The organism is Lutimaribacter degradans (assembly GCF_023703375.1).
Taxonomy (GTDB): domain Bacteria; phylum Pseudomonadota; class Alphaproteobacteria; order Rhodobacterales; family Rhodobacteraceae; genus Lutimaribacter; species Lutimaribacter degradans.
The window spans coordinates 17,426-31,700 of the sequence record NZ_JAMQGO010000010.1; the positions used below are offsets into that span (position 1 = coordinate 17,426).

Genomic DNA, 14,275 nt, shown 5'->3' on the forward strand with positions numbered 1-14,275 from the left:
CCTGCGGACATATCCTGTGGCATCAAGACATGGGGCCGATATGCTGCGCAGCCTGCTGATCCTTCTTATACTTGCCATGCCCGTTCGGGCCGAAACACCGCGCGTGCCGCAAAGCCAGGCGGAAATCACGCTCAGTTTTGCGCCGCTTGTGAAACGCGCCACGCCCGCGGTCGTCAACATCTATGCCAAGCGGGTGGTCGAGGCGCGCGTCAGCCCGTTCCAGAACGATCCGTTCTTTCGCGAATTCTTTCGTGATTTCGGGCAGGCCCGACCGCAGGTGCAAAACAGCCTTGGTTCGGGCGTGATCCTGTCCGAAGACGGGTTGGTGGTGTCGAATTTCCACGTGGTCGGGCAAGCTACCGACATTCGGGTGGTTTTGGCCGACCGGCGCGAATACAGCGCGCAGGTGATCTTGGGCGATGAAGAGGCTGATCTCGCCATCCTGAAGCTCGAAGATGCGACCGAGCTGCCAATCGTGCCCCTGCGCGACAGCGACACGGTTGAAGTGGGCGAACTGGTTCTGGCCATCGGCAACCCCTTTGGCGTGGGCCAGACCGTAAGCAGCGGTATCGTGTCGGGGCTGGCGCGTTCGGGCGGGGCGCGTGGCAATGCGCGCGGCTATTTCATCCAGACTGATGCCGCGATCAACCCGGGCAATTCGGGCGGGGCCTTGATCGACACGGCCGGGCGGCTGATCGGGGTGAACACCTCGATCCTGACACGCTCGGGCGGGTCGAACGGTATCGGCTTCGCGATCCCCGCCAACCTGGTGGCGGAATTCGTGCGCCAGGCGCGGGGCGGTGCGGATCGGTTCGAAAAGCCCTGGGCCGGCATCAGCGGCCAGCCGGTCGATGCCGATATCGCGGCCTCGCTGGGGCTCGATGTGCCTGAAGGGATCGTGATTTCCGCCCTGCATCCGGCCAGCCCGTTCCGCGATGCGGGCTTTCAGCCCGGCGATATCCTGACGGCCGTGGATGGCAAGCCGGTGAACTCGGCCGCCGAAGCGGTGTTTCGCATGGCCGTGGCGGGGTTGGGTGGCGAAGCACAGGTCACGCGCCTGCGCGATGGAGCCGAGACCACAGTTACCGTGGCGATGATTTCGGCGCCCGATCAACCGCCCCGCGATCAGCGCGAGATGGGCCAGCGCAGTGTTCTGCCCGGGCTGGTGATCAGCAACTTGAACCCGGCAGTGATAGCCAAACATGGCCTGCCCTTGATGGTCGAGGGTGTGCTTGTCGACGATCCGGGCCGTTACGGCGCGCGCATGGGCTTGCGCGCGGGCGATATCATCCGTGGTATCAACAGCACGGAAATCACCAGCACGGAACAAGCCGACCGTGCGCTTTCCGCCGATATGCGGTCTATCGCGATCGAGGTTCAGCGCGGGTTGCAGCGCCTCGTCATGCGTGCGCGGCTGTGACGTGACCGATCTGTTCGATACCGTGCCCGAAACGGGCGGCGGCGCCAAGGGCCCGCGCCCCCTTGCCGACCGGCTGCGCCCGCAAGCGCTGTCTGACGTGATCGGCCAGGACCAGGTGCTGGGCGCGGATGCGCCGCTTGGGGTGATGCTCGCCTCGGGGGCGTTGTCGTCGATCGTATTCTGGGGGCCACCCGGTGTCGGCAAGACCACCATCGCCCGGTTGCTGGCGCGCGAAACCGACCTGCATTTCGTGCAGATCAGCGCCATTTTCACCGGTGTGGCCGAGTTGAAAAAGGTGTTCGAGGCCGCGCGCCACCGCCATGCCAACGGGCAGGGGACCTTGTTGTTCGTCGATGAAATCCATCGGTTCAACAAGGCACAGCAGGACGGATTCCTGCCGCATATGGAGGATGGCACGATCTTGCTGGTGGGCGCGACAACGGAAAACCCCAGCTTCGAATTGAACGCCGCACTTCTCAGCCGGGCGCAGGTTCTCGTGCTCAAGCGGCTGGAGCTTGCCGACCTGGAATTGCTGGCCCAACGCGCCGAGCGCGAGTTGGAAAAGGCGCTGCCGCTGGATGGACACGCGCGCGAGGCACTGTTGGAAATGGCCGACGGCGACGGGCGCGCGCTGCTGAACCTGGTCGAGCAGGTGGCGGCATGGAAGGTAGATGGAAAGCTGTCAGTAGATCAACTGACCACCCGCCTGATGCGCCGCGCGGCGCAGTACGACAAGTCTGGGGATGCGCATTACAACCTTATTTCGGCCCTGCACAAATCGGTGCGCGGCTCTGACCCGGACGCTGCGCTTTATTGGTATTCGCGTATGTTGGAAGGGGGGGAAGACCCCCGCTACCTGGCGCGCCGCATCACCCGTATGGCGGTTGAAGATATCGGCCTGGCCGATCCGCAGGCACAGACGATCTGCCTTCACGCCTGGGAAACCTATGAACGGCTGGGCAGCCCCGAGGGCGAATTGGCGCTAGCGCAGGCGGTCACCTATCTTGCCCTGGCGCCCAAGTCGAACGCGGGCTACGCCGCCTACAAGGCCGCGCGCCGGGCGGCCAAATCCACGGGCAGCGCACCACCGCCCAAGCACATCTTGAACGCGCCTACGAAGTTGATGAAAAACGAAGGCTACGGCGCGGGCTATGCCTATGACCACGACGCCGAAGATGGCTTTTCAGGCCAGAATTACTTTCCCGATGACATGAAGCGCCCGGTTTTCTACCAGCCGGTCGAACGTGGGTTCGAACGAGAACTTAAAAAGCGGGTCGACTGGTTCGCCAATCTGCGCGCCAAGCGCGGCGGATAGGGCGCGCGGGCTTGACTCTCGGCGACCCTGGGCACACAGAACCGCCCATGATCCAGACACTTTTCCAGGTTGCCCTTGGGGGCGCGATTGGCGCCTCGGCCCGGTATTTGACCGGCGTGGTCACCATGCGCATGATGGGGCCTGGCTTTCCTTGGGGGACGCTGGCGGTCAATGTCGTGGGCTCGTTCCTGATGGGGGTTCTGGTCGTGGTGCTGGCGCATAAGGACTCAACGCGGCTGGCGCCGTTCCTGATGACCGGTGTTCTGGGCGGGTTCACCACTTTTTCCGCCTTTTCGCTTGATACCGTCGCGATGCTGGAACGGGGTCAAACGATGTGGGCGGCGTTCTACGTGGGCGCCTCGGTGATCCTTTCACTGGGGGCAATCGGGCTGGCGATGGTGCTGGCGCGCGGGGTATTTCAATGAGCGGCGTGCAAACCTTGACGATCGGTGTGGACGACGCCGACCAGCGGCTGGACCGTTGGTTGAAGCGCCATTTTCCGCAGGTGACCCAGGGCATGGTAGAAAAGATGTGTCGCAAGGGCGAACTGCGCGTGGATGGCGGGCGGGTCAAGGCCAGTACCCGCGTTCAGCCGGGCCAGCAGGTGCGTGTTCCGCCGCTGCCCCACCCCGGCAGCAAGCCCGCCTCGCAGCCCAGGTCTCGGGTGTCCGAGGCTGACGCCCGCATGATCCGCGATTGCGTGATCTACATGGATGACGACATCATCGCGATCAACAAGCCGGCGGGCCTGCCAACCCAGGGCGGCAGCAAGCAGACGCGCCATGTCGATGGCATGGCCGAGGCGCTGCGCTTTGACGCCGAGGACAAGCCACGCCTGGTGCATAGGCTCGACAAGGACACATCGGGTGTGCTGCTGTTGGCGCGCAATCGCACGACTGCGCAGGCGCTGACGGCGGCGATGCGGCACAAGGAAACCCGCAAGATCTACTGGGCACTGGTGGCGGGCGTGCCCACGCCCTACCTCGGCGAAATACGCTTTGGGCTGGTCAAGGCCAAGGGCCACGGCAAGGCGGGCGAGGGTGAAAAGATGCTCTGCGTGCATCCGCGCGACATGAACAAGACACCCGGCGCCAAGCGTGCGCACACGCTTTATGCAACGTTGTATCGCGTGGCCAGCCGCGCCTCCTGGGTTGCGCTGGAACCGATAACCGGCCGTACGCACCAGTTGCGCGCCCACATGGCCGAAATCGGGCACCCGATCATTGGTGACGGCAAATACGGCGGATCGGGCCAGGAGAACCTGGGCGATGGATGGGGCGCGCAGTTGGGCGGGATCATCTCGAAGAAACTGCACCTTCATGCCCGCATGATGCGCCTTGAACACCCGGTGACGCGGCGGGAACTTACCATCACCGCGCCCTTGCCGGATCACATGAAAGACAGCTGGGACACGTTGGGCTGGGCCGAGGATATTGCCGCCGAAGACCCGTTCGAGGCCATCCGATGAGCGCAGCCCTGCGCCTGGTATTGTTCGACGTGGACGGAACACTGGTCGACAGCCAGGGCGATATCGTCGCGTCGATGACCGCGGCCTTCGGCGCGCTGGGGCATCCGGTGCCGCCGCGCGACGCGGTTTTGGGCATTGTCGGCTTGTCGCTGCCCGAAGCGATGGCGCGGCTGGCGCCCGGCCTTGGCCCCGACATCCACGCGCAAATGGTCGCGGCCTACAAGGACAGCTACGTGGCTCTGCGCGCGACCAAGGGAGTGGCGTCATCCCCGCTTTACCCGGGGGCGCTGGCGGCCTTGCAGGCGCTGGCGGGGCGCGACGATGTGCTGCTTGGGGTGGCCACGGGCAAATCGCGGCGCGGGCTGGATGCGCTTTTTGACAGTCACGGGCTGCGCGGCACCTTCGTGACTGAACAGGTGGCCGACCACCATCCGTCGAAACCGCACCCCTCGATGGTGTTGACGGCGATGGCCGAAACCGGGGTTGAACCGCGCGATACCGTGGTGATCGGCGACACGGTATTCGACATGGAAATGGCCCAGGCCGCGGGGGTGCATGGCATTGGGGTTGGCTGGGGCTATCACCCGCGCACGCAATTGCAGGCCCGTGCGGCCAGCGTGATCGACGGTTTCGACGCGCTGCCCGCGGCGCTGGATCGGATATGGGGAGCAGGCGCATGAGCGTTTGGAAAGCCAAGCGATTCTGGAAAGAGGCCCAGGTGGTCGAAGAGGGCGACGGGTTCACGGTGCGCCTTGATGGGCGGCCCGTGCGTACCCCCGCGAAGGCGCCGCTTATCGTGCCAGGGCATGATCTGGCCGCCGAAATCGCTGCGGAATGGGATGCGCAAGAGGGCGAGATCGACCCAAACACCATGCCCTTTACCCGCTCGGCCAACGCGGCAATCGACAAGGTGCGCCTGCAACGGGCCGCCGTGGCCGACATGCTGGCTGATTACGGCGACAGCGATCTGCTGTGCTATCGCGCGGCTAGCCCCGATAGCCTGGTGGCCCGCCAGGCGGAAAACTGGGATCCGCTGCTGGATTGGGCCGAATCCGAATTCGGCGGCCGGCTGAGCGTGGTAGAGGGCGTCATGTATGCCGCGCAACCAAGCAAGGTTATGGCCCGCTTGCGCAGCGAAGTGCACAAATTCGAGGCTTTCAGCCTGACCGCCTTTCATGACCTGGTCAGCATCTCGGGGTCTTTGATTTTGGGGTTTGCCGTTGCGCGCGACCGGCTGGAGCCCGGCACGGCATTCGATATTTCGGTGATCGACGAGACATGGCAGGCCGAGCAATGGGGCATTGACGACGAGGCCGCCGCGCAAACCGCGCATAAGCGCGCCGCGTTTCTGCACGCCAAGCGGTTTTTCGACCTCGCCGGTGCCGAAAAAATTTGCAAAGCGTCCGGCAATGCCCTTGGGTAAGCCGGAAAGCCAAGGCAATTAATACTACAGTTGACTTGACCTCGGGCGCTGAATCCTTCCAAACTTGCAGCACTGACGGGGGGATCCCCTCCCTTACAGTTTCGACTGCGTCCTGATTGAATGATCGGGAGGCATCAACCGCCTTGTTAAACGGGCGGATAATCAGGAAGAGGTAAAGATGAAAAAATCCGTATTTTTTGGCGCGCTGACGGTGGCTGGCCTGACGGCTGGTGCAGCCGCCGCCGCGACGCTGGATGACGTGAAGGCGCGTGGCCAGCTCAACTGCGGCGTGACGACCGGCCTGGTGGGCTTTGCCGCCCCCGATGCGAACGGCAACTGGGAAGGTTTCGACGTGGGCGTGTGCCGCGCAGTGGCTGCGGCCGTTCTGGGCGATGCCTCGGCCGTCGAATTCGTGCCGACCACCGGCAAGACGCGCTTTACCGCCCTGGCATCGGGCGAGGTCGATATGCTGGCGCGTAACACCACCTGGACCTTCTCGCGCGATGTCGACCTGAAGTTCGAGTTTACCGGTATCAACTATTACGATGGTCAGGGCTTCATGGTGCCCAAGGCGCTGGGCGTGTCCTCGGCCAAGGAGCTTGATGGTGCGACCGTCTGTATCCAGACCGGCACCACGACCGAGCTGAACCTGGCGGATTACTTCCGCTCCAACAACATCAGCTACGAGCCGGTTCCGATCGAAACCAACTCCGAGGCGCAGCCGCTTTACCTTGAAGGCGCCTGTGACGTGTACACCACCGACGCTTCGGGCCTGGCCGCAACGCGTGCCGCGTTCGAGAACCCCGGTGATCACGTGATCCTGCCCGAAATCATCTCGAAAGAGCCGCTGGGCCCGTTGGTGCGCCACGGTGACAACAACTGGGGCGACGTTGTCCGCTGGACGCTGAACGCGCTGGTCGCCGCCGAAGAACTGGGCGTGACCTCGGCCAATATCGACGAGTTGGCCAACGGTACCAACAATCCCGAAGTCAACCGCTTGCTGGGGACCGAAGGTACCCTGGGCGAGATGCTGGGGCTGGATTCGGACTGGGCCATGCGCGCCATCAAGGCGGGCGGCAACTATGGTGAGCTGTTCGAAAAGAACATCGGTGAGAATACACCGATCGGTCTGGCACGCGGGCTGAACGCCCAGTGGACCGATGGCGGCCTGCTGTATAGCCCGCCGTTCCGTTGATCTGATTGTGAAAGGGCGCGGTTCTGCCGCGCCCTTTCGATTTCACGTTCAATAAGTATAAGTTCCGTCCCTGCCGTTTCGACAAGACGCAGAAAACTGTGCACGCAGGAGCAAGGCGGACAGTCCAGGGAAAAAAACATGGCGACGTATTCAGACCCGCCAGCCGAGTCATTCCGGCTGTCGCAGTTGATCAGTGATACGCGATACCGCTCCTATACTTTTCAATTCGTTGCACTGATCGCTTTGTTTGCGCTGGTGGGCTACCTGCTCAGCAATCTGGCGCAGAATCTGGCCGAGGCCGGCCTGAACATATCGTACGCGTTTCTCAGGGAACCCGCAGGATATGACATCAACCAATCTTTGATCGACTATAACAGCCAATCCACGCATTTGCGCGCAGCCGTCGTGGGCGTTCTCAACACGCTGTTGGTGGCCGTTTTGGGCTGTGCGATGGCCACGGTGATCGGTGTCGTCGTGGGCGTGCTGCGCCTGTCGCCAAATTGGCTGATCCGCAAGCTGATGGCGGTGTATGTCGAAATCTTCCGCAACGTGCCCGTGTTGATCTGGATCCTGATCATCATGGCGATCTTTACCGCCGTGCTGCCCCAGCCCCGCGATTTCCGCGGAGACAATGCCGAGGCCAGCATGCTGTGGGACATGTTCGCCTTTACCGGCCGGGGGTTCTATTCTCCAAAACCGCTGTTCGGGCCCGGCTCGGCGGTGGTTGTTGCGGTGTTCTTTGCCTCGATTGCGGGCATTTTTGCCTATCGCAGGTACGTCAAGAAAAAGCTGTTCGACGAGGGCAAGTTGCTGCCGATGTTCTGGCCTTCTGTTGGGCTGCTTTTCATTCCGGCGATCGTGGCGTTCTTCGTCATGGGGCGCCCGATCACGATGGAATACCCTGAACTGGGCGGTTTCAACTTTCGCGGCGGTATCTTCGCGCGAAATTCGCTGATCTCTCTTTGGTTCGCGCTTTCGATCTATACGGCGGCATTCATCGCCGAGAACGTGCGCGCGGGTATCCTGGCCATTTCCAGGGGGCAGACCGAGGCGGCGGCGAGCCTGGGGCTGCGCCCCAACCGCATCATGAGCCTGGTAATCCTGCCGCAAGCGCTGCGCGTGGTGATCCCGCCTGTGATCTCGCAATACCTGAACCTGACCAAGAACAGCTCGTTGGCGATTGCCGTGGGCTACATGGATCTGACGGGCACCTTGGGCGGTATCACGTTGAACCAGACAGGCCGCGCGATCGAATGCGTGCTGCTTTTGATGCTGTTCTACCTGACGATCAGCCTGGCGATCTCGACCATCATGAATGCCTACAACAACGCCATGAAGCTGAAGGAGCGCTGAGATGTCGGACACGCATGCACAATCCGTTGCCTTCGTGCGCGACACGATGCTGCCCGAGCAGGCGCCGCCCGTCTCGGAGGCGGGCGTGGTCAAATGGATGCGGGAGAACCTGTTTCCCGGCCCCGTGAACGCGCTTCTGACGATCTTGGCAATCTACTTTGTTTACAAGATCGTTGCAGGGGCTTTGCCCTGGTTCTGGAACGGGGTCTGGACCACATCCAGCCTGGCGGAATGTCGCGAGGTATTGAACGGTGCGACGGGGGGCTGCTTTTCGGTTCTGACCGAGCGATGGAACCAGCTCTTGTTCGGGTTCAAGTACCCGTCCGAACAGTATTGGCGACCGCTGAGCGCATTCATCCTGCTTGTTGTGGCGGTGGCGCCTGTTCTGTTCTTCAGTCTGCCGCGCAAGATGCTGATCTTTACAGGGCTTTACCCGTTCCTGGCCTATTGGCTGATCTGGGGGGGCACGATCCTGGCACCGCTTTTCGGGTTGATCGGCCTAGTCGTTGCTTTCATGGTGTTCCGCCGGGTCGAAGGCCGTGGCTTTGCCACCGCCGCCCTTGCCGGGCTGGTAACGGCCGTGGTGGTCTGGTGGCTGGGCGGGCTTTTGGCCGCGGCTTTGCCGGGCGCCCTTGCGCTTGACCCCGTGCCCAGCCGCGACATGGGTGGGTTCATGTTGAACATGATCCTTGGCACGGTCTGCGTTTCGCTGTCACTGCCCATCGGAATCCTGTTGGCGCTTGGCCGGCAAAGCCACATGCCGATCATCAAGTGGATCTGCGTTGTTTTCATCGAGTTCATCCGCGGCGTGCCGCTGATTACGCTCCTTTTCGTGGCCAACGTCGTTCTGTCCTACTTCTTTCCGCCGGAAACCAATCTTGACCTGATCATCCGCGTAATCATCATGATCACAGCCTTCGCCAGCGCCTATATCGCCGAGGTGATCCGAGGCGGGCTGGCGGCGTTGCCACGCGGCCAGTACGAGGCGGCGGACAGCCTGGGCCTGGACTACGCCCAGTCCATGCGGCTGATCATCCTGCCGCAGGCGCTGAAGATCTCGATCCCCGGTATCGTGAACGTGGCAGTGGGCCTGTTCAAGGATACCACGCTGGTTTCGGTGATCTCGATGTTCGACCTTGTCGGCATGATCCGTGGCCCCATCCTGGCGTCGACCGAATGGAATGGCGTCTATTGGGAACTGTGGGGCTTTGCTGTCGTCACCTTCTTTGTCGTTTGCTACGGCATCTCGCAATATTCGCAATGGCTGGAGCGTCAGCTGCAGCGCGACCATCATTGAGGAAAGGTCTGTCCCATGGCTGAACAGGCACAAATGCAAGTCTCGGACGAAGTGGCGATTGCCATCGAGAACATGAACAAGTGGTTCGGGTCGTTTCACGTGCTGCGCGACATCAACCTGACGGTGAACCAGGGTGAACGGATCGTCATTGCCGGGCCGTCAGGGTCGGGGAAATCGACGCTGATCCGGTGCATCAATGCGCTGGAAGAACACCAGAAAGGCAGGATCGTGGTGGATGGCACGCTTTTGTCGAGCGATCTCAAGAATATCGACAAGATCCGCTCCGAGGTCGGGATGGTGTTCCAGCACTTCAACCTGTTTCCGCATCTGACAATTCTAGAGAACTGCACGCTGGCGCCGATCTGGGTTCGCAAGATTCCCAAGAAGGAAGCCGAGGAAACGGCGATGCACTTCCTTGAAAAGGTCAAGATTCCCGAACAGGCTGACAAGTATCCCGGGCAGTTGTCGGGCGGACAGCAGCAGCGTGTGGCGATTGCCCGTTCGCTATGCATGCGCCCGCGTATCATGCTGTTCGATGAACCGACGTCCGCCCTTGACCCCGAGATGATCAAGGAGGTTCTGGACACGATGGTCAGCCTTGCCGAAGAAGGGATGACCATGCTGTGCGTGACGCATGAAATGGGCTTTGCCCGCCAGGTGGCAAACCGGGTCATTTTCATGGACCAGGGCCAGATCGTTGAACAGAATGAACCCGAAGAGTTCTTCAACAACCCGCAAAGCGACCGGACCAAGTTGTTTCTCAGCCAGATCCTGGGCCACTGAGCGGCTACACCCAGACGCGCCGCCGGTCTTCCAAGAATTGCACCCGGCGGCGCAAATCGTCTGGTATCGGGCCGGGGCGGGGCGCGTCGCGCATGGTGTTGAGCAGGTGATCTGGTCGTTCACCGCGTCGGCGCGTCCAGCCAAGCCCCTCCAGCACCGCGCGGGCCGCTCCGGGCAGACGGTCGGGCATATCGGCTCCGTTCAACGTGGCCCAGACACCGGCCCATAACCGCCCAACCGTCCAGGGGTTGTAGCCGCCCCCGCCCAGAACCAGCAGCCGCGGCGCCATGCCCTTCAGTGCCGCAACGCAGGCCCAATGCGCGTTGTTCGACATCGCAAGGCGCGACAGGGGGTCTTCGGTCACGGCATCTGCACCGCATTGCAACACGATCGCTTCGGGGCGCTGCGCCTGAACTGCGGGCAGGATCACCCGTTCCAGCGCCATGGCAAAACCGCTGTCATTGGTGGCGCGCGGCAGGGGCAGGTTGATCGCGTTGCCTCCCGCGTCATCATCCAATGTGCCGGTGAACGGCCAGCGTTTTTCTTCATGCGTGGAAATCATCATTACCCGCGGCTCACCATGAAACGCGGCCGCCACCCCATCGCAATGATGCGCGTCGATATCGACATAGGCGATGCGCGACAGCCCCTGGCCCAGCAGCGCCTTGATCGCCAGCACCGGATCGTTCAGGTAGCAAAACCCGCCTGCGCGGTCTGCCATGCCGTGATGCGTGCCCCCACCCGGATTATAGACGACACCGCCCGGCGCGATCAGCTCGGCCGCCAGAAGCGAACCGCCGGCCGCAGTTGCCGGCCGGCGAAAGATCTCGGGGAAAACCGGGTTCGACAGGGTGCCGATCTGATGCCTTTTCCGGGTTTCGGCATCGACCGCGCCAGTGGCCTCGGCCCTTTGAAGGGCCTCGATATAGGTTGGCGCATGAAAGGCGTGCAGCGCCGCCGGTTTCGCGCGCGGGCTGGTGCGATATTGTTCCCGCGGCAACCACCCCATCGCGCGGCACAGGTCGATCACCGTCGGCACGCGCGGAATGGCCAGCGGGTGCTGGGGACCATAGCTTGATCCGCGATAGATCTCGGAGCCGATGAAAAGGGGCGTACTCATGCCCTTAGGGTAGGGCCCGCGCGCGGGTGGGAAAGGGGCCTCAATCGACGAGGTCGCGCGGCACGATGAAATCCACCACGCGCGCCATACCCGGTTGGACACCGCGCCAATCCGCACCGTCGAAATCGGCAACCAGCGTGGCGCAGGTCGGGTAGGCGGCAAAGCGCGGGTGGTTCGGGGCGGCCTCTACGATCTCGCTTGCGAATTCACCGATGCCGGGGTTGTGCCCGATCATCAGCACCGTTGGCGCAGCAGCCCCCCGCAGCGCGTCCAGCATATCCCACGGCTCAGCGTGGTAAAGCGCGGGCAAGTAGTCAACTGGGGCATCCAGCCCCAGGTTGGCCAACGTGTCGCGCGTGCGGGTTGCTGTCGAACACAGCACCTGCCCGGGCGCATATCCATGCAAGCGTAGCCAGTCGCCCATTGCCCGGGCCGCGCGGGTGCCGCGCGGGTTTAGCGGCCGATCATGATCGCGCGTCGTGCCGCTGGACCAGTCGGATTTGGCGTGACGCATCAGGATCAGGCGCATCGGCTTACCCTTTCAGAAAAGCAGTCATGTGAAAGCCCGATTGTGCCGTATCGCGGCCAAAACTTTGTGACACGGGGCAGGCCCTGCGCACAAGGCAGCCATTTTCCCGGCAGTCGCTGCCAGCGGGGCTGGCGATATGCGCCTTGCAGGCGGCAACATCGTAAGGCGCGTCGGTGCGCAAGGCGCCCACCGGGCAGGCCGATACGCAGGGGCGCGCACAGCCCGTGCAGGGCGAAGGCGCCGGGTCGGGAGGATTGGCGAGCCCCGGCAGGATAAGCCCACACCGGAACGAGATCATCATGCCGGCCACGTCATGCACCAGCATCCCCACCGGGCTTTGATGGCAACGGCCACTATCCAGCGCCCATTTCAGAAAGGGTTCGTAAGGCGGGCCGCCAAAGGGAAAGACCACCTCGGCCCCCAGCGCGGCGGCCAGGTCGCCCAAAACCCGGCCCGACCAACGGTCCAGCGGGTCGGGGTAGTCATCAAGATATTCCGGGCTGGCGGTGAAAACCGGCCAGAACCCGGGCCCCGCCCCGACAAGAAACAGGGTGCGGGCAGGGGCTTGAAACGGCACATGACCCATCTCGATCAGACCAAGAGGCGCTAGTGCCGCGTCAAGCTGGTCAGGCGGCATCACCGGCGCGGCGGCAGGTTGCGCGGCTTGATGAGCGACCCCGAGCCATGCTCGGTGAACAGCTCCAGCAGGCAGGCATTGCGCACGCGCCCGTCGATGATGACCACACCGCGCACACCGGCGGCAATCGCGCTGAGCGCGGTTTGCGTCTTGGGGATCATGCCGCCGGCAATCACGCCCTCGTCGGTCATTCGGGTGACTTCCTCGGGGGTTAGCTCGGTGACCACCTCGCCCTCGGTGTTCTTGACGCCGGGCACATCCGTCAGCAGCAACAAGCGGTCGGCCTTGAGCGCTCCGGCAATGGCGCCTGCGGCGGTATCGCCGTTGACGTTGAAGGTTTCGTTCTCGCCGAATCCGGCCCCCAGCGGCGCCACCACGGGAATTATGTCCGACGCGAACAGATCGTGCAGCACCTGCGGGTTCATCTGCACCGGCCGGCCGACAAAGCCCAGCTCGGGGTCATCGGGTTCGCACATCATAAGGTTGGCGTCCTTGCCGCTCAGCCCGACACCGCGCCCGCCCTGCTGGTTGATGGCCTGGACGATGCGCTTGTTTACCAGCCCGCTCAGAACCATTTCCACGACCTCGACCGTGGCCTTGTCGGTCACGCGCTTGCCGCGCACGAAGTCCGATTCTATGCCCAGCCGGCCCAGCATTTCGTTGATCATCGGGCCGCCGCCATGCACCACGACCGGGTTCAGCCCCACCTGTCGCATCAGCACGATGTCGCGTGCGAACTCGGCCATGGCATCATCATCGCCCATGGCATTTCCGCCAAATTTCACGACGACAACAGCCCCAGTGTAGCGTTGCAGGTAAGGTAGCGCCTCGGACAGGGTGCGGGCGGTGGCGATCCAGTCGCGGTTCATGCTTTGCTTTCTCATCAAGGGTGTCCCTTTTGGCAACGGGTGTTAGCGGTTGACGCGGCCAATGCCAAGTGCGCGTTGCAAGCGCCCGGCGCAGTGCTAGGGTATTGTTCATCTGCGAGGGAGCGCCAGCCATGACAGAACGGCAAAAAACACTTCTCTTGACTGGCGCAAGCCGGGGTATCGGCCACGCCACCGTGCGACGCTTCAACCGCGAGGGGTGGCGCGTCATAACCTGTTCGCGCCAACCCTTTCCGGAGGAATGTCCATGGGGCGGGGGCGAGGAAAACCATGTGCAGATCGACCTGGCCAACCCCAGCGACGTGATTGAAAAGGTCGAACACATCCGGGAAAAGCTCAACGGGCGGCTGGACGCGCTGGTGAACAATGCGGGCATTTCACCCAAGGGCCCCGAGGGCGAGCGGCTGAACACCATCGGCACCGACCTGAAAACTTGGGGGCATGTCTTTCACGTTAACTTCTTTGCCCCGGTCGTGCTGGCGCGCGGCCTGAAGGAAGAACTGGCCGCAGCCCAGGGCGCGGTGGTCAATGTCACCTCGATTGCGGGCAACGAGGTGCATCCATTTGCCGGGGCGGCCTATGCCACGTCGAAAGCTGCGCTCAAGGCGTTGACGCGGGAAATGGCGCATGATTTCGGGCCGATGGGGGTGCGCGTGAACGCCATTGCCCCGGGCGAGATCGAAACCGCGATCTTGTCACCCGGCACCGATGCGTTGGTGCAACGGCTGCCCTTGCGCCGCCTTGGCCAACCGGAAGAGGTGGCCGCCACGATCTTTTTTCTGTGTTCGCCGGAAAGCGGGTACATTTCCGGAACCGAGATCGAGATCAATGGCGGCCAGCATGTGTGA

15 protein-coding genes are annotated in these 14,275 nt (G+C 62.8%); 11 read left to right on the forward strand and 4 right to left on the reverse strand.

The features are described 5' to 3' along the window. Positions 1-40 precede the first annotated feature (40 nt). From M8744_RS13735 to M8744_RS13780, 10 genes are all read left to right on the forward strand, one after another. On the forward strand, positions 41-1,420 hold the full coding sequence (locus M8744_RS13735) for a trypsin-like peptidase domain-containing protein (RefSeq protein WP_251418744.1): 1,380 nt from the start codon (positions 41-43) through the stop codon (positions 1,418-1,420). A 1-nt stretch (position 1,421) separates the two neighbouring features. After that, positions 1,422-2,735, forward strand: a complete 1,314-nt coding sequence (locus M8744_RS13740; protein ID WP_251418746.1) for a replication-associated recombination protein A — start codon at positions 1,422-1,424, stop codon at positions 2,733-2,735. A 47-nt stretch (positions 2,736-2,782) separates the two neighbouring features. Continuing rightward, positions 2,783-3,160 carry a fluoride efflux transporter CrcB gene (crcB, locus tag M8744_RS13745; RefSeq protein WP_251418748.1) on the forward strand — a complete coding sequence of 126 codons (378 nt, stop codon included), beginning with the start codon at positions 2,783-2,785 and terminating at the stop codon, positions 3,158-3,160. Next, positions 3,157-4,203 (forward strand): RluA family pseudouridine synthase, encoded by a 1,047-nt coding sequence (locus M8744_RS13750; protein WP_251418750.1) that lies wholly within the window; start codon positions 3,157-3,159, stop codon positions 4,201-4,203. The genes crcB and M8744_RS13750 overlap by 4 nt, the downstream gene beginning before the upstream one ends. Further along, entirely contained in the window at positions 4,200-4,883 is a 684-nt protein-coding gene (locus tag M8744_RS13755; protein ID WP_251418752.1) for an HAD-IA family hydrolase, read from the forward strand. Before M8744_RS13750 ends, M8744_RS13755 begins: the two co-directional genes overlap by 4 nt. Beyond that, the gene (locus tag M8744_RS13760) at positions 4,880-5,626 is read left to right on the forward strand and encodes an ATP12 family chaperone protein (protein ID WP_251418754.1); all 747 of its coding nucleotides are present in this window, start codon (positions 4,880-4,882) and stop codon (positions 5,624-5,626) included. Before M8744_RS13755 ends, M8744_RS13760 begins: the two co-directional genes overlap by 4 nt. Positions 5,627-5,804: 178 nt before the next feature. Next, a complete protein-coding gene (locus M8744_RS13765) occupies positions 5,805-6,821 on the forward strand; it encodes an amino acid ABC transporter substrate-binding protein (protein ID WP_251418756.1) in 1,017 nt (338 codons plus the stop codon). 138 nt (positions 6,822-6,959) lie between these two features. Continuing rightward, entirely contained in the window at positions 6,960-8,174 is a 1,215-nt protein-coding gene (locus M8744_RS13770; protein ID WP_251418758.1) for an amino acid ABC transporter permease, read from the forward strand. Between the two features lies 1 nt (position 8,175). Further along, the gene (locus M8744_RS13775) at positions 8,176-9,471 is read left to right on the forward strand and encodes an amino acid ABC transporter permease (protein ID WP_251418760.1); all 1,296 of its coding nucleotides are present in this window, start codon (positions 8,176-8,178) and stop codon (positions 9,469-9,471) included. A 15-nt stretch (positions 9,472-9,486) separates the two neighbouring features. Then, on the forward strand, positions 9,487-10,254 hold the full coding sequence (locus tag M8744_RS13780) for an amino acid ABC transporter ATP-binding protein (RefSeq protein WP_251418761.1): 768 nt from the start codon (positions 9,487-9,489) through the stop codon (positions 10,252-10,254). 4 nt (positions 10,255-10,258) lie between these two features. On the opposite strand, the gene M8744_RS13785 is transcribed toward M8744_RS13780, so the two are convergent. The 4 genes from M8744_RS13785 to argB are packed head-to-tail and all read right to left on the reverse strand — an operon-like array spanning position 10,259 to position 13,424. Then, entirely contained in the window at positions 10,259-11,374 is a 1,116-nt protein-coding gene (locus M8744_RS13785; RefSeq protein WP_251418763.1) for an acetoin utilization protein AcuC, read from the reverse strand. Positions 11,375-11,414: 40 nt separating this feature from the next. Continuing rightward, the gene (locus M8744_RS13790; protein WP_251418765.1) at positions 11,415-11,903 is read right to left on the reverse strand and encodes a SixA phosphatase family protein; all 489 of its coding nucleotides are present in this window, start codon (positions 11,901-11,903) and stop codon (positions 11,415-11,417) included. Between the two features lie 4 nt (positions 11,904-11,907). Next, the gene (locus M8744_RS13795) at positions 11,908-12,540 is read right to left on the reverse strand and encodes a ferredoxin (protein WP_251418935.1); all 633 of its coding nucleotides are present in this window, start codon (positions 12,538-12,540) and stop codon (positions 11,908-11,910) included. Beyond that, the gene (gene argB / locus M8744_RS13800) at positions 12,540-13,424 is read right to left on the reverse strand and encodes an acetylglutamate kinase (protein ID WP_251418767.1); all 885 of its coding nucleotides are present in this window, start codon (positions 13,422-13,424) and stop codon (positions 12,540-12,542) included. Before argB ends, M8744_RS13795 begins: the two co-directional genes overlap by 1 nt. A 116-nt stretch (positions 13,425-13,540) precedes the next feature. On the opposite strand from argB, the gene M8744_RS13805 reads away from it, so the two are divergent. Next, complete coding sequence (locus M8744_RS13805) at positions 13,541-14,275, forward strand: SDR family NAD(P)-dependent oxidoreductase (protein WP_251418769.1); 735 nt, start codon at positions 13,541-13,543, stop codon at positions 14,273-14,275.